Genomic DNA, 14,947 nt, shown 5'->3' with positions numbered 1-14,947 from the left:
GGCGCATGGTTTTGTGTAGATCATCCTGTAGATCACTCACGGAACCCCGGGCAAACCGGTTGTAGCAAGGTTGGTCGCTGGACAAATGCCGAAACTCGAACTCACCGACAAATTCTGCCAAGCCGCGAAGGCCGGTTCCGGCCGAAAAGCCGACTATTTCGATACGACCGCCAAAGGTCTGGTGTTGCGCGTCTCGGCAGGTGGGCAAAAGAGCTGGTTCGCGGTTTACGGGCCGCCGAACAAGCGGCAGTGGTTGAAGCTTGGCACCTATCCCGAGGTACCGCTCGGCACCGACAAAGGTGCTCGCCAGAAAGCCAAGGATACGCGTGCCAGCGTCCAAGACGGCGGAAATCCCGTGGCCGCCAAGAAGGCGCATGCCGCCTCGATGACTGTCTCTGATCTGGTCGAGAGCTATCTCATCCGCCGGGCATCATCGCGGCGGTCGGTCGATGAGATCGCGCGCAGGCTGCGTAAGAATGTGTCCGGCTATGACGCTGACGGAAAAAAGATCGAGAAAGCATCATCAGGCTGTATCGGCGACCTCAAGCTCGCGGAGCTGCATCGTCGCGACATCACCAAGGCGATCGACGCGGTGAAAGACCGGGGAGCGGCTGTCGAGGCAAACCGGGTGTTCGAGGATCTTCGCGCCATGATCCGATGGGGGCGCGGTCGTGGCGATCTGGATAGCAACTTGACCGAAGGCATGGCGAAGCCCACCGAAACGGTCGAGCGCGACCGTGTCTTGTCCGGCGACCAGATCAAGACCGTTTGGACGGCGTTGGCGGGCGCCGAGATGCGCGAATCTACGCGCCGAGTCATTCGCCTGTGCCTTGTCACAGCACAACGCGTCGGCGAGGTCGCCGGTATGTCGATCGATGAGTTGGATTTCGATGCGTCGGTGTGGACCATTCCGTCGGCGCGTTCAAAGAACAAGCGTGAGCACATCGTACCTCTATCTGAAATGGCGATCGACATCATTCGTGACCAACTCGCCGACGTGAAGGCACTTGCGGAACGGAAGAGCAGGGCTGTGCCGCTCTTCGTATTTCCTGGGCCGGGCGCGCGGTCTGCCGTTACGGGCGCTGCCGTCGCAAAGGCAATCAAGCGCGAGGAGGTAGTGAAGCGTGACGCGGCGAGCATACTAGGCGTTGAACCCTGGACAGCGCACGATCTTCGTCGCACCGCCGCAACACACATGGAAGAGCTTGGTGTCTCACCCTTCATCATAGGCCACGTCCTGAACCATGTCAGCGCAACTAAGGCCAGCATCACCAGCCGCGTTTATGCCCGCTACGACTACATGAGGGAAAAGCGGGATGCCCTCGCCCATTGGGCCAATCGGCTTGCGGGGATTGTCGCGAGCGGCGCCGACGTTGTTGCGCTTCGTGGGAGGGCATAGTGCTCCCTTCGGTGGCCAGCAGCACCATGATGACCGATGCGCAACGCCGATTCAGTCAACGGATGAAAGAGGTGCGATGGTGCGCCAAGTTTCCCGCGCCGGACGCGGTTGAGATGCTGGCCGCACGAAGTATCGACGTCCGGCAGCTTCCAATTCTTGTCGACTGCCTCGCCATGGTCGGTCGCTCGTGGGACTTTCGGGAAAGCAAGCAGATGGTCGACGACGAGAGCTTGATCGCTATTCGTGCCCGAGAGTTGATCGAACTTCTCGGGCGGATCGATCACGACAATGGTTGGCGCCATGTTTGGGACATGGACTATGAGAAGATCGAATCCAGCGTCGAGATAGATCAGCTTGTCGACGACCTGGAAGCTCTGGCTCGAAGTGCCAGCCAGCGGCTCGAGGAAATTAGGGTCGAGAAGATCTTCGGCCTTCAACCCCAATCGGGGAAAGTTCGATATTTCTATTGGATGTCACTAATCACATTCTGGAATTTCGTGCTTTCGCGCGAGGTAAAGGCGTCCGACAACGGAAAGAACAGGCCGAGCGGCCCTCTTGTTGCGTTCGTCTCAATCATGTCGGCAGGAATGAAGGGACCGACTGTCACGCCAGGCGCCATTCGAAAATTCGTCAAGAGACATCGCTTCGACATCGACAAGTTCGCCAGAAACTTCCTTCCGCAGAGTGTGGTCCAATTACACTATTTCGCGAGCGGACGGTACCTGCCGAAAAATTTTTGAAGCGTCCATTTAGACAATAGCGCCGAGTTGGGCTTCGTTGAGGGTCGCTGGAACATGGAGCGACACTATGGAGAACAATACCCAGCAGGCACTCAGCGATGATGATCTGGTTGATGAGGCTTGCGCCGCCACCGGTTGGTGTTCGGTCCAACTTTCAAAGGCTTGGAATAGCGACCAGCATTGATGCCGCGCCACAGAGTCGAGCGGTGGATCGGCGAGTTCCCACCGCCAATAATGCGGCAGGCGGCGTCGTCAGCCTGCTCACAGGGTCGCGTCCAAGGTGACGGGTTCGCGCCGTTTGCTTCAGTCCGCGCCGAAATCCCGCCCCCCGAATTCGAAGCCGGAGAAAATCCAAAGGATCATAGCCGCTATCCACTCCATCGCCGGCAACGGCCTCGACGTCAAACCGCAGGATGTTTTGTCGGCGAGCGACAGGGAGGGGAGGCGGGCAACCTTGTCTGGATCGGCGCGTCAAGCGCGCGACTGGCTAAATCTTCTGCTGGTTGAGCCCAACCCTACGCCGTCAACTTCCACATCAGCAGAATGAAGAAGGATACTGACGGTCACGGAAGAAATCGGCTTCGTTGGACGGTGAACACACACAGGCACTCGAAATGGATCGCGTCGAGCGACAGCCGGAACAAGGAGCCTAATCATGGGTATGGACGTTTTTGGCGTGAAACCGACATCTAGGTGTGGCAGCATTTTCATGCGTCCCGCATGGGCATGGCACGCGCTCGCCGGCTGTGTGATCACGCTTGCTGCTGTCGAAACCAGCAGCTGCCGAGAGTGGCACTCCAACAGTGGAGACGGACTTGACGCCGCACAATCGATCAAGCTCGCCGACAAGCTCGACGCGCTGATCGAAAGCGGTGCAGTCCCCAGGTACATCGGGAAATTCGGCAAGAAAGTCAAGGTCGTTCAATTTGCCGACGAGCTCGAGGCGGCGTTCAGGGGCGAGCAGTCGGTGGAGCTTGCCGATGAGCTCGAAGCGGCGTTCAAGTGCGCGCAGTTGATGGACTTTGCCGACGAGCTCCGCGTCGAAGACGTGTGCGAGTTTTCTGCGTTCTGCCGTGCCAGCGGTGGCTTTGAGATCCACTCACAATGAGCAATGCGCCTACCCTAATCGACATCACCCACGCGCTCGGTGGCGAGGCCCGGAATGGGCGCGGCTACTGTCTGGGGCTCGGCCATTGGGAATTCAACAAGTCGCTTTCCGACACCTTCGACAACAACGGCAAGGTGCCTCCCCATTCGTCTAGCCATCAGGCGCAGGTCCAAACAAATGGGCTTCGATGACATCCGATGGGCTCGCGACGTTTTAGGACTGGATGAACCAATGCCTCGGTTTCTGCTGCTATTGATTGCGACCTACACCGGCGCCGGACCTTCGGCCAATTCTCGCCCCGGACGCAGACACGATCGACCGGTTTGTTTTGCGTTGCGTTCGAGATTGGCCCGCCAGATGGGCGTTTCGCTCCGCATGCTCGATCGGCACATCGCAACTCTGAAAACCGCCGGGTTGATCCGCAGTGTACAGGTCGGTCGAGGCCCGGCGGAGATCACATTGCTTCGCCACCCAGATGGCGAGGCAAATGTAGCTTCGGTTCGCCATCCAGACGACGAAGCAAAAGAAGTCTCGGTTCGTCACCTAGATGGCGAAGCAAAAGCAGATCTTGGTTCGCCACCGGAGACCGGCTTGCTTCGCCAACAGGATGGCGAACATACAGCCCTTAAAGCCCACTCGACGCCGCCGACGCCGTCGGAGCAGCCTGTCAACAGGGCAAGTTGACGACGGCGTCTCGTGCAAACCCTCCGTCCCGGATATCTGTTTTGAGCAAAAAGCTGCTGGCGCGGTCTCGGCGTCGCGAGGCTCGCCCGGCCGCTTAGATGGCGGCTCGCTCGCTCCGCCTTCGGAGAGGTTGAAGCAGTCGGAGCCAGATACATCGGGGCCTGATGACCAGATCCCGTTCCAGCGGCGGCCGATCGCCCACGACAATGAGCGCAATGCGCCGCCACCACCGCCGATCAATCGCAAGCCAATCCTGCCACCGATCGTGGATCGGGAACTCTATGACCGTCTCACCCGGTCGGCTCGGGGCTCGGATGCGGAAAATTCAGTGCCCGACATCTCGCCAAACCAACAATCGGGAAGACGTCCGAAACGCTAATCCGGCGATCTCAAGTCGCAACCGGCGCCCGGCGGATCCGGGCAAATATGGAGGTAGCAATGGAACTCGAAAACCCGAAGACCAAGACCTCAAGCGTGTCGGGGCGGGAAGACGCGCTGCCCGCACTACGGCGCACGCCTAAGTTTTCCTAGGCCAAGCTGCATCTAGCCGCAAGAGAGACCGACGTCTGTCGGTCGTGAACACCTTCCGAAGTGCGGACCGTATCGGTCAAGTATAGGAGAAAACTGCCATGAGTTACGATATAAACGGAAGACGTCCCGACGCACGAGCAGGCGAGCGCTTCGAGCACAGGGGGAACTGGGAGACGATCGTCAATTGTGTGCGCCGGCTCGTCCCGGCCGAAACGCATGCCTATGAAAACTGGCACTTCAATAACGGCGACGGCCTCGATGCCGAACTTAGCATAGCTCTCGCCGATCGACTCGAGCGCTGCCTGGCGGAGGGCGTCGTGGAGAGCTATGTCGCCGAGCGTGACGCCTACCTGGCTCAGCATCCGCGCCGCGAATGCCACGTTTGCGACGGTACCGGCATTCGCTGCGACGAGGCAGGTCGCAAGGCTGGATATCCAGACAGGATCGTCGCCGACGAGCCAAAGGGCAATCCGCGTGCTGGGAAAGTTGGATGGTGCGACCGCTGTGATGGATGGGGCACACTGAAGGAATATGGTTCGTACAGAGATCTGTATGTGAGCGACGTGCGCGAATTTATCGAATTCTTGCGCCACTCTGGCGGGTTTGCGATTTGGTGACAAGGTATCCCTTTAGAAGCGGTCGGAGCAACAGACGTGCGCTTTGCTCCTCACTGCGGTATTCTTGACCTATGTCGATCCTTCAAAACCCGCGCCACGATCGTTTTGCACAAGGTCTAGCCAAGGGCCTCACCGGAAAGGCGGCTTATGTCGAGGCGGGCTATCGCGGACAGGGACATGTCGGCGAGGCCTTCGCTTCGTCCTTGGACGTCAACATGTCCTGCCCGCGCCGATTGTCGCTGAACCGATAGACCACGCAGGTGATGGGCGCGGGTGTGGCGGTTGTGAACGCGCCGAGGGCGCAATACTCTATTTGGCGGCGCGAAGTTGAAAACTGGTCACGCCGGCTGCAACGTTTAGGCCGGTCTGCGCCTGGAGACTGAGTGGCTGCAAGGTATAGGTCCTGTTGGATCCTCCAACCAGAAGATTGGCACCGCCGCCTACCACGACCGTTGCTTCGGCGCTGACGCCGCTGTAGTTGCCGGCCAGCACGCCAGGCGCATAGACGTTACCAGTTGGCGCGAGCACCCGCCACCGCAGCACCGTCTTGCTCGTCGGGCCGACGTCCAGCCCGAACTTCTTGATGACCCCGACATATGTTTCGGGTGCGACCTTCTTGTTGGCCGAGGTGAAGGTGCATATCAGAGCTTTTTGCGAGCCGATGATGAAGCCTGTGCCGCCTTCGACAATGCAGTCGAGCAGGCCGAACGTCGTGTTGGCCTCCTGAGCCGCGCTGGGCACAATGGACGCGGCGATCGCGACAAGAGTGATGGCTGCGAGACGTTTACGCATTTTGGTTTCTCCCTGTGAGATGTTCAAGACTTCCCTGGAGGTGTGAGCGCTCCTTTTCAGCATACCTACAAAAGGAGACTATCCGCATTTTGTTCCGGAACCTGTTGGCCTCTGGCAATTGGGGCAGGTCGGCGTCTCGCCCGGGGGCATCACCGGACGCATCTCGGCCAATGGCGGCAGCCAGCTGATTGAGTTTAACTTTCTGTGGCGTTAGGAAAGCGACTGCGGTATCCTGACACCACAATGCCCATCACCAAACTGAACATGCGGCAGGAGCGGTTCTGCCTTGGCGTCGCCGAAGGCCTTCCCCAGTCACGAGCCTATATCGCGGCTGGCTATGCTGCGCGCGGCAACGCCGCCGAGGTGGAGGCCTCAAAGATGGTCAGGTTGCCTAAGGTGGCCGCCCGCGTTGCCGAGTTGCAGGCCAAGGCCGCAAGGCGCTCGGAAATCACGGTCGACAGCCTCGTCGCCGAATTGGAAGACATGTTGCAGTTGGCCACGAGGGTCGGTCAGCCGTCAGCTGGTGTGAGCGCGATCATGGGCAAGGCGAAACTTTTGGGCTTGGTCATTGACCGTACCGAAGTCGAAAGCACCCTCAGAAAGCCCTCGCGGACACCGACGACCGACAAATCGATATCTATGGACGACTGGGTCAGAAGGTTCGCGCCGAAGCGTGTCAACTAGGCGGGCCGCCCAGACGCGCATCCGTTGCGCCCGGTGTCGAGGGCCGACTAAGGCGTTCGATCAACTGTGCGCCCTTCCTTGGCCCGGTCAGTTCGCTCGTGGCCAAAGCGGGAGGCTGCCGCTGGCACCCGCTCCGCACTGCGCCGCTACTGACCAATATGCGACGCTGCCGACATTAGCTCTTGCGTATTCGGAGCGCCGAACAGGCCGCCATCGAGAACCTCGGTGGAGGTCCAGCGAACGACACCGTCGCGGTCGAGCAGGAACTGGCCGACGAGCTGCCCCATGCCGGTGGCCATCAACTGTTGATCCGCTTCCGTGATATCGTAGCTGTCCTTCTTGTTCAGATATTCGAGCGCCGCAAACGGGTCCATCGGCTCCGGCATCTCGCCCGGCAAGTCGACCCGCATCGACTTCGCATCGCCCATCGAAACCTTTTGCGGCCATGCGCTCTCGTCTTCGGTGATCTGCATATTCGGCAATCCAAAGGCGCGGTGTGAAGTCCGCTCCGGATCGGATGCCGCGAGCAGGCCGAGCATCGGATGGTACCGCAGATAGAGGCGCGCCCGCTCGATGGGCGTGTTGACCACTGTCAGGCTTTCGATGCCCTTCTCGTTGAGGGCTGGGGTGAGCAGCGAAATCGTCGCGATATGACGCCTGCAAAAAGGACAATGGAGACCTCGATACAGCCCAACCAGCACTGGTTTCTCGCCACGGAAATCGTCGATAGCGATTGTGCCCTCGCGGGTAATCGTGTCGAGCACGAAATTGGGCGCACGTTCGCCCAGTTGCAGAGGGCCTACGTCGGTGCGGTCAGACATGCTTGATCCTCCTCGCGGGTCAATCCAGTAACGGAAGCGCGGCGGTACTTCCGGCTCCAGCCCGTGTTCGGCACATACTTCCTGTGCTGTTGAAATTGCAATGTAGCACAGAGATGGCGGACGTTGGGGCGCTACCTTAGTGTCGGCACTTTCCGAGCTTGATTTCCGGCCATTTTCGCGCCAAGATTTGTCAAATGCTGAAGCAAACGATATGATCAATGGGCGGCAAGCTATGAGTGATAAGGCTTTGAGGCAGGCTGTGGCCTATCTTCGTACCTCATCCGCAGCCAACGTCGGCGCCGACAAAGACAGCGAAAGGCGCCAGCGCGAGGCCATCGAAGCATTTGCCCGCTCAGCCGGCTTTGAAGTCGTTGAGACCTACTACGATGCAGCGGTAAGCGGCGCAGATCCGGTTACCGCGCGCCCTGGCTTTTCTGCCATGTTGGAGCGACTGCTCTCCAACGGCGTACGCACCATCTTGGTCGAGACCGCCTCCCGCTTTGCCCGCGATCTGATCGTTCAAGAGACCGGCTATGAGATGCTGAAATCACGCGGGATCGAGTTGATAGCTGTCGACAGTCCCGACAGTTTTGTCGGCAACACCCCGACGGCGAACCTGATTCGCCAAGTGCTCGGCGCGGTCTCTGAGTTCGAGAAGGCGATGCTGGTGGAGAAGCTCAAAGGTGCCCGCGAGCGCAAGCGCCGCGAGACCGGCAAGAAAGTCGGTGGGCGCCGAAACTATGCCGAGATTGATGGCGGACTTGAGCTGATTGCGCTGGCGAAGAAGCTGCACCGTTATCCGGTCAATGGTCGCCAGCGCACCTTGGCCGACGTTGCGAAGGCGCTGGCGGACACGGGGTATCTGTCGAGTGCTGGAACGCAGTACACACCGACTGCAGTCTCGCGAATGCTGGCGTCAAGCGGAAGCGCGCTGGCGAGGCAACGAAAGGTGGAGACCAAATCATCGCCCTCGGCGCTTGAACCAGCCGCTGCAGAGTTGCAACAAGAGGTCGCCGAGCTCGCAATGCGGACACCGCTCGGCTCGCGCTGGTAGCCGGCCCGCGGCACCCCCCCGGCTTTGTCGGCGGCGGGGGCGGGGGTGGCTTGTGGGGCCCCTATCAGGCGTGCCCGCCTCATTCAGGTTCATCATAGCCGCCTCTCTCGCCCCCAAAACCCAAATAGCTCCGAAAGACGGAATTTCGAACCCAACGGTGACCTTCATTGTCCGCGTTGTGAATGGCAGCTTTGCGCCGCATGTCGGCCATAGAGACGAACTTTGCCTCCGCCCGGAAGCAGTCATCGCGGGTGGCCATGCTGGAGGTCGCGGTCGCGCCAGTTTCTGACCTTCATGTCATCATCGCAGGCAAACGTCTCGGAGGGGTCACATCTTCGCGTTGCGCTACGACGCGATCGCGCCAATTCCCGACATAGGCAATCTCGCGAGTGTCACGATCCGACCTATCAGCAACTTTCCTTTTGGGGACTCAAATGGCGAGTTGGCCCGAAGCAGACTCGCTATCGAGTCGTTTTGGCCCTAGGATTCGGCGATCGGAGCATCGTAGTCGCCGGGGGCAACCTGCAATGGAACGCCGGCTCGCCGCAATCCTCGCCGCGGACGTGGTCGGGTACAGCCGCCTTATGGAGCAAGATGAGGCAGGCACCTTCACGCGCTTGCGCGCGCACCGCAAGGAATTGTTCGAGCCTGAGATCGAAAAGCACAATGGCCGCATCTTCAAGCTGATGGGCGACGGCCTTTTGGCCGAGTTCGGCAGCGTCGTCGATGCGGTTGAGTGTGCTGTCGTCCTCCAAAAAGGCATGGCGGAGCGTAACGCTGACGTCCCAGCGCATCAGCGCATTCTCGAGCGCATCGGCGTGAACCTAGGCGACGTGATCGTTGAAGGTGAGGATCGCCATGGCGACGGGGTCAACGTCGCTGCACGGCTGCAGCAGGTAGCCGATGCGGGCGGCATCTGCGTGTCTCGGACCGTCGCCGAAACCGTGAAACACAAGCTCTCGTTGCAGTTGGAGTCGCTTGGCGAGCATCGCGTCAAGAACATTGCCGAGCCGATATCGATGTATCGGGTGGTGCTCGACGGAAAGGCGGCACGACCGCGGCCGCTCAGGTGGCCGATACGCAGGTTTGGGCGATGGTCGGCCGCTGCGGCGACCGCATTCGTATTGGCGATCATTACCGCCGCAGTCGCTTGGAACGGCTATTGGCGCGAACCCGCATGCGCTTTAGCATCGGAGAAGCCATCGATCGCGGTGCTTCCATTCGACTATGTCGGCGAGGACCCAAAGCGGTTGCGCATCGCCGATGGGCTCAGCGAGGATGTCATTGGGAATCTGTCGCGTTTAGGTGACCTCTTTGTCATCGCAGGAAACTCCACCCGGATTTACAAAGGTGGTGGTATCGACGTCGCGGAGGTCGGTTGTGACCTCGGCGTCACTTACGTCCTCCAGGGCAGCCTGCAAGACTCTGGGGCCAGGATTCTCGTCAAGCCACAGTTGGTCGAAACCACCAACAAGCGCCTTGTCTGGTCGGAGACTTTCGACCGAAGCCCAGAAGATGTCATCCGCGTCCAGGACGAACTGACCGCAAGCATCGCCACAAGGGTTCTTGGCTACGAACTGCCCGAAGAGAAAAGAAACAAGCTCCAGCGCAAGCCGCCAACCGACAACCTTGAGGCTTACGACTACTATCTGCAAGCCGAAACACTGGGCCGCGGTTGGGGTACGACCCAGAATAAGGCTCTCGCACTCTACCAGAAGGCGATCGCGCTCGATCCGAAATTCGCCGACGCCTATGCCGGCTATGCCCGGATCGTTGCCGATGTCTGGCTCTATCAAATCGAAACTGTCCGACCGATCCCGGTCGCTCGCAAGGAGGCCTACGAGTCTGCTAGCCGGGCACTGGCGCTGGATGCCGAGAACCCGAAGCCCTATTTCATCTTGAGCACCCTGCAATCAGCGGACGGCCGGCACGACCAAGCCATAGACTCCGCACGCCAAGGCATTTCGCTCCAGCCTAACAACGCCGAGGGTTATGCTTATCTCGCCGGCGCCCTGACCGTCGCAGGGCGACATTCCGAAGCGCTGGCAGCGATGGAAGCTGCGCTCCGAACCGATCCGAAACCCCATCCGCATTTCCGCGCCGATTTCGGCTGGGTTCTCTTTTACAATCACGACTATGAGAGAGCGCTACAAGAGCTGGAGAAGGCTCGCGAGGGCGGCGTGCGCTATCTCGACGTCATAGCCGCGGTCTACGTCAAGCTCGGCCGGCCGGCCGATGCGCGCGCCACAGTGAGAGAAATGCTCGCGTTCGACGATTCGTTAAACCTTGAACTCCTTCGGGTGCGAAATTCCCACTTCAGGCGCAAGGAGGACCTGGATCACTTGATCGACGCCCTGCAGGAGGCCGGAGTGTCGGAGTGGCCGTACGGCTATCGTGGACGCCCGGAACTCCGTCTCGACGCCAGCGAGGTCACGGCCTTGACCTTCGGCCGGAAGTGGAAAGGCGAGCGCCTTCGCGTTGGTCCGTTCGTGCAGGAGGTCAGCCGGAACGGGACGCTTGCATACCGTGACAGAGCCAGTCTGGTAACGGGTAGCGCTTCGGTAGAAGGGGACGGGCTTTGCCAGCGAAGTGAGGCCGTGCTCATGGACCGCAAGCATTGTGGCAGTGTATACCGAAATCCCTATGGAACGCCCGAGACGAAAGACGAGTACGTGTACGCGAGTCCCCGCGGTATCTACAGATTTTCAGTAATGAAGTAGCTTTCAAACCCACCGCAAGCGATAGCGGTCGGCTAGTCGGTCAGGTGGGCCTTAATGACCCCCCACTGGGAGTCCGCCTTTTCGATTTCGTCGGCAGCATTGCTTTCCCACTCCAGAAGCACCTCTTGCGAGGCATTAAGGTAGAGCTTGCCCTCGACGATCCGCCAGGCTTCGGGGTTGGCGTTGGCCGTGAACCCATCGACCATGGCGTCTGAACAATACCCGCCATATTGAGGAGCATATTTGACCGGATCGGACGCAAACAGATCGCGGTGCTTGGCGCTGGCAAAGTGCCAAGTGGCGCCGAGCCATGTGTAGCTGAATTCATCCGATCCTTTGACCGCCGTGGCATCGGTGAAATAGGCAACCGTATCATAGCCCCGGATCGCAGTCCCGTCTGAGGACTGATTGATCAAATCCTTCGCGCGAGCCAGACCGGGCACGGCGAGCAGGCCAACAAACAGCGCCAGAAGCGTTGGCGCCAGAATCAGGCGACACGAAGCCTTTAGAGAGGGGCGTGACACTCCCAATCGCCGCTCTGAGTTCAGCGATCTACCAGCGTAGCAGACATGTGCCATGCTCGAAGTATGCTCCGCTCGCGCGGGTAAATCAATTGACCAGTGAACAGCACCACCTCCATGATAGTTTGTGTAAGGCGGAGGTACTGGAATGGTTCCCTATTCGGGTGCGGTGTGAGACGTGCGGCGCGCGGGCGTGCTGCTGGCGCGATTGAGTCGCTTCAGCGACCATGCTGAACTGCAGGATCCCCCATCCGTGCCGGACCTTCGTCGGGTAGTCAGCAAGGTCAGCAACGGGTCAGGTCATGACGATGCCCACGCCGCCCATAATGTCCGCTTGAAGATTCGCAGCCTGAAGCTGCCAGTCCGCTTGCGGCCTAATCGACGTCATTCCGGATCAAACCTCGGACGAAGCCGCTTAGAATTTTATCGGGCAGTTTTCGCCGCGATGGCGGCGCGTTTAATTAGCCACAATGTTAACATTAGTTGCCCACCAGTTCATGCAGCTTCCCACACTTGATTCAGTATCCTCGCTGCCAGGGCAGCTTTGTCCTGGGGCAAGAAGCGGCCATAGTGCTTAGCCACCATGTCGGGAGTGTCCTGAATCGCGTAGCTCGCCTGCTCGTAGGACCCAGTCTGCTTGAGAATGTGGGTCGCAAGCCCGAGCGCGCAAAGTCCGCTCTTGGCCGGTTTCGTTGAAAAAGTTCGCGACTGAGCCCGCGGTGACACTCTCTAAAATGTCGTTCCCGAAGAGTCCGTTGGCGCCACCGCAATACGGGGTTTGATCCGCCTGTCCGGTGGGGCACCCATCTCTCGCTCAAAGCGGAGCTCACAATCTCTGTGTCGTCGAAACACGCCGAAGTGCCAGATCCAGTGGCTTTGCAGAGCGCTTCATGTGGCGTTCAATGGCCCTCTCGTCCCCTCGAACGGAATGCCGAGATCGGGGCCTGCGCCGGTTCGACCACAAGCCCGCTCTCCGTGAAGAGCAGGCTGCCCACGTTTTAACTACCAACTCGCGATCGATGCGCCAGCATGGCAGCGCTATTCCGGCAGCCCCGCCTTTCGCAAACCTTCTGAAAGCAGAGCCATATCGGCCGCACGGATGATTGAAACGACGTCGGCGAGATTGGAAATTCGTTGGCTAGGATCGAGGGCGAGAATTCGGCTCACCACCTTTTGCGCATCCTCGGTTCGGCCGGCGTGAGCATAGCTTGCAGCCGCAATGCGCAACGACGGCAAAAAGTCCGGCTTTTCCCGCAACGACCTTTCAGCCCAAGATGATGCCTCCTCAAATCGACCAGCGAAGAGATGAGCCACTGCAACCGCAATCTGCATATCGAAAATGAGCGGGTCGACTGGGCTCATGCGTATCGCAGTCGCCAGGTGCTGGAGTGAGGTTTCCGTATCACCGAGGTCGGCTCTGACCCAGCCGCTGAATAGCCACGCAGTGGCCAGGTTCGGATTGAGCGCAAGCGCACGATCAATGAACGCTGCCCCGCTATTGTTGTCGCCCACGACGAAGGCGAGCGCGCTCCCGCCGCGTGCGAGCGCAACCGCGTCATCCCTCCCCAAATCCACTGCCTTCAGAGCCAGGCGTTCCGTCTCGGCGGTTTCTTGCTTGCGATCCGTCATCCAACCGTTCGCCTTGCGTATGACGGCACACCAGGCGGCCATGCCGTATGCCGAGGCGAATTCGGGGTCGAGTTCGATGGCTTTGTAAAACAACTGGAGGGCGTTTGCGGTGAATTCCCTGGTCAACTGGTGGAGGCTTGCTATCCCGCGCAGATAGTAGTCGTAAGCGTCAAGGTGCTCGGTCGGCTTGCGCTTGGCCCGCTCGATCTCTGCCTCTTCCAGCTTCGGAGCGATCGCTCCGACGACGCTCCTGGTCACTTCCTCCTGCAGGTCAAAAACGTCCTCCAGCCCGCCGTCGAAACGGTCGGCCCATAGATGTGCACCCGTTGTCGCATCGATAAGCTGCCCGGTGATGCGCACCCTGCTCGCCGCCTTGCGCACGCTCCCTTCAAGCACGTAGCGCACACCAAGCTCGCGTCCAACCTGCCTAATGTCCACTGCCCGGCCCTTGTAGGTAAAGCTCGAGTTGCGCGCGATGACGAACAGCCAGCGCGTCCGGGACAGCGCGGTGATGATCTCCTCCACCATGCCATCAGCGAAGTAGCCCTGCTCGGGGTCGCCACTTAGGTTGTCGAATGGCAAGACCGCGATGGACGGTTTTTCGGGAAGCGTCAGCGTATCCCTTGTCGAGAATGCCGAAGTGGGTTTTGCTCGACTGACCCGATAGGCGCGCACCGCCGCCACGATGTTGTGGACCTGATGGCTACCGAGGTCGGTGTAGGCGTAGTCTAGTTTGCCTTTGACCTGCTCGTAGACGTTGCTCGCGACGCAGACGCTGCCAGGTTCTGCAAGCTTCTCGATCCGCGCGGCGATGTTCACGCCATCACCGTAGATCGTATCGTCCTCTGCAATCACGTCGCCCAAATTCACGCCCATGCGGAAAGTCATGCGCTTTTCTTCGGGCAAACTTGCATTGTGAGCGGCCAATCCCTCCTGGGCTTCGACCGCACACTGCACCGCGTGGACTGCGCTGGCGAATTCGACAAGAAGGCTGTCGCCAGCGGAACCGACGATGCGTCCGTGCGACTCTGTGATCTTGGGCTCGATCACTTCGGCGCGAAGCCTCCTCAGCTGTGCGAGCGTGCCAACCTCGTCGGCTCCCATGAGGCGGCTGTAGCCGACGACGTCGGCAGCAAGGATTGCGGTGAGGCGTCGCTCCATACTTGTGTCCTGCCTCTTTCATAGGTCGAAGCTCCGGGCGGCGAGCGTATTCTAGTCCTGCCTCGGATGCGAGCGTGCAGTGCCGGCGCCAGCACAGATCAACTTACCACGTCGCTTTGGCCATTCCTCACATGGCGTGGTTTATGGTCCGATCGCGGGTGCTGCCGGAGGGCTATTTTAGGGTCAGCTCACGACATCAGACCTTGGAGGTTGAACGTCCGCTATCGTCACTCCCTAGCTACAAGCGGACCTACTGCTCTCGGCCCAAGAACGCGACGTCCGAGTAGTGGCTTGGTAGTTGGCGCAACGTGCCCGTTCTGGCTGTTGAGCCGAACGGCAACTTCCCATTCACCTCGGCCATCGGCGGCAGCCAGTTGGTAGAGTTTGACTCTAGACTAGAACGCCAGCGGGTGAGATCGCCGCCGCCGGGACGGCCGGTCGCCGGCACCCGCCTCCGGGGTTTGTCCTGTAGCGGGGTGGGGGTGG

The 14,947-nt window shown here is 59.9% G+C and carries 13 protein-coding genes; 9 read left to right on the top strand and 4 right to left on the bottom strand.

What is annotated here, in order from left to right:
• Window positions 1-85 precede the first annotated feature (85 nt).
• The 6 genes from ACSQ3Z_RS15195 (at window position 86) to ACSQ3Z_RS15170 (ending at window position 5,079) form a co-directional block, all read left to right on the top strand.
• A complete protein-coding gene (locus tag ACSQ3Z_RS15195) occupies window positions 86-1,399 on the top strand; it encodes a tyrosine-type recombinase/integrase (protein WP_436172152.1) in 1,314 nt (437 codons plus the stop codon).
• Window positions 1,399-2,139 (top strand): hypothetical protein, encoded by a 741-nt coding sequence (locus ACSQ3Z_RS15190; protein ID WP_436172151.1) that lies wholly within the window; start codon window positions 1,399-1,401, stop codon window positions 2,137-2,139. The genes ACSQ3Z_RS15195 and ACSQ3Z_RS15190 overlap by 1 nt, the downstream gene beginning before the upstream one ends.
• Window positions 2,140-2,794: 655 nt before the next feature.
• On the top strand, window positions 2,795-3,247 hold the full coding sequence (locus ACSQ3Z_RS15185) for a hypothetical protein (protein ID WP_436172150.1): 453 nt from the start codon (window positions 2,795-2,797) through the stop codon (window positions 3,245-3,247).
• Entirely contained in the window at window positions 3,244-3,438 is a 195-nt protein-coding gene (locus ACSQ3Z_RS15180; RefSeq protein WP_436172149.1) for a hypothetical protein, read from the top strand. Before ACSQ3Z_RS15185 ends, ACSQ3Z_RS15180 begins: the two co-directional genes overlap by 4 nt.
• A 40-nt stretch (window positions 3,439-3,478) precedes the next feature.
• Window positions 3,479-3,931: a hypothetical protein gene (locus tag ACSQ3Z_RS15175; protein WP_436172148.1), complete on the top strand. Its 453-nt coding sequence runs from the start codon at window positions 3,479-3,481 to the stop codon at window positions 3,929-3,931.
• 629 nt (window positions 3,932-4,560) lie between these two features.
• Window positions 4,561-5,079, top strand: a complete 519-nt coding sequence (locus ACSQ3Z_RS15170; RefSeq protein ID WP_436172147.1) for a hypothetical protein — start codon at window positions 4,561-4,563, stop codon at window positions 5,077-5,079.
• Window positions 5,080-5,388: 309 nt separating this feature from the next.
• Here ACSQ3Z_RS15170 and ACSQ3Z_RS15165 read toward each other — a convergent pair whose 3' ends face one another.
• Window positions 5,389-5,871 (bottom strand): DUF992 domain-containing protein, encoded by a 483-nt coding sequence (locus ACSQ3Z_RS15165; RefSeq protein ID WP_436172146.1) that lies wholly within the window; start codon window positions 5,869-5,871, stop codon window positions 5,389-5,391.
• 243 nt (window positions 5,872-6,114) lie between these two features.
• On the opposite strand from ACSQ3Z_RS15165, the gene ACSQ3Z_RS15160 reads away from it, so the two are divergent.
• Entirely contained in the window at window positions 6,115-6,555 is a 441-nt protein-coding gene (locus tag ACSQ3Z_RS15160) for a terminase small subunit (RefSeq protein ID WP_436172145.1), read from the top strand.
• A 146-nt stretch (window positions 6,556-6,701) separates the two neighbouring features.
• On the opposite strand, the gene ACSQ3Z_RS15155 is transcribed toward ACSQ3Z_RS15160, so the two are convergent.
• Window positions 6,702-7,376: a peroxiredoxin-like family protein gene (locus tag ACSQ3Z_RS15155; RefSeq protein ID WP_436172144.1), complete on the bottom strand. Its 675-nt coding sequence runs from the start codon at window positions 7,374-7,376 to the stop codon at window positions 6,702-6,704.
• A 139-nt stretch (window positions 7,377-7,515) separates the two neighbouring features.
• On the opposite strand from ACSQ3Z_RS15155, the gene ACSQ3Z_RS15150 reads away from it, so the two are divergent.
• A complete protein-coding gene (locus ACSQ3Z_RS15150) occupies window positions 7,516-8,430 on the top strand; it encodes a recombinase family protein (protein ID WP_436172143.1) in 915 nt (304 codons plus the stop codon).
• A 527-nt stretch (window positions 8,431-8,957) separates the two neighbouring features.
• Window positions 8,958-11,150: an adenylate/guanylate cyclase domain-containing protein gene (locus ACSQ3Z_RS15145; protein ID WP_436172142.1), complete on the top strand. Its 2,193-nt coding sequence runs from the start codon at window positions 8,958-8,960 to the stop codon at window positions 11,148-11,150.
• A gap of 32 nt (window positions 11,151-11,182) precedes the next feature.
• Here ACSQ3Z_RS15145 and ACSQ3Z_RS15140 read toward each other — a convergent pair whose 3' ends face one another.
• Window positions 11,183-11,728, bottom strand: a complete 546-nt coding sequence (locus ACSQ3Z_RS15140; RefSeq protein ID WP_436172141.1) for a YHS domain-containing (seleno)protein — start codon at window positions 11,726-11,728, stop codon at window positions 11,183-11,185.
• Between the two features lie 981 nt (window positions 11,729-12,709).
• Window positions 12,710-14,461 carry an adenylate/guanylate cyclase domain-containing protein gene (locus ACSQ3Z_RS15135; RefSeq protein WP_436172140.1) on the bottom strand — a complete coding sequence of 584 codons (1,752 nt, stop codon included), beginning with the start codon at window positions 14,459-14,461 and terminating at the stop codon, window positions 12,710-12,712.
• Window positions 14,462-14,947: the final 486 nt, after the last annotated feature.

The organism is Mesorhizobium sp. LjNodule214, assembly GCF_964252735.1.
Classification (GTDB): domain Bacteria; phylum Pseudomonadota; class Alphaproteobacteria; order Rhizobiales; family Rhizobiaceae; genus Mesorhizobium.
This window is presented reverse-complemented; position numbering and strand designations above follow the sequence as displayed.

What these genes read in the sequence shown, in the direction of transcription:
- ACSQ3Z_RS15140 (WP_436172141.1), bottom strand. Translation starts at nt 11,728, where the DNA reads ATGGCACATGTCTGCTACGCTGGTAGATCGCTGAACTCAGAGCGGCGA.
- ACSQ3Z_RS15195 (WP_436172152.1), top strand. Translation starts at nt 86, where the DNA reads ATGCCGAAACTCGAACTCACCGACAAATTCTGCCAAGCCGCGAAGGCC.
- ACSQ3Z_RS15165 (WP_436172146.1), bottom strand. Translation starts at nt 5,871, where the DNA reads ATGCGTAAACGTCTCGCAGCCATCACTCTTGTCGCGATCGCCGCGTCC.
- ACSQ3Z_RS15160 (WP_436172145.1), top strand. Translation starts at nt 6,115, where the DNA reads ATGCCCATCACCAAACTGAACATGCGGCAGGAGCGGTTCTGCCTTGGC.
- ACSQ3Z_RS15175 (WP_436172148.1), top strand. Translation starts at nt 3,479, where the DNA reads ATGCCTCGGTTTCTGCTGCTATTGATTGCGACCTACACCGGCGCCGGA.
- ACSQ3Z_RS15185 (WP_436172150.1), top strand. Translation starts at nt 2,795, where the DNA reads ATGGGTATGGACGTTTTTGGCGTGAAACCGACATCTAGGTGTGGCAGC.
- ACSQ3Z_RS15145 (WP_436172142.1), top strand. Translation starts at nt 8,958, where the DNA reads ATGGAACGCCGGCTCGCCGCAATCCTCGCCGCGGACGTGGTCGGGTAC.
- ACSQ3Z_RS15180 (WP_436172149.1), top strand. Translation starts at nt 3,244, where the DNA reads ATGAGCAATGCGCCTACCCTAATCGACATCACCCACGCGCTCGGTGGC.
- ACSQ3Z_RS15135 (WP_436172140.1), bottom strand. Translation starts at nt 14,461, where the DNA reads ATGGAGCGACGCCTCACCGCAATCCTTGCTGCCGACGTCGTCGGCTAC.
- ACSQ3Z_RS15155 (WP_436172144.1), bottom strand. Translation starts at nt 7,376, where the DNA reads ATGTCTGACCGCACCGACGTAGGCCCTCTGCAACTGGGCGAACGTGCG.
- ACSQ3Z_RS15170 (WP_436172147.1), top strand. Translation starts at nt 4,561, where the DNA reads ATGAGTTACGATATAAACGGAAGACGTCCCGACGCACGAGCAGGCGAG.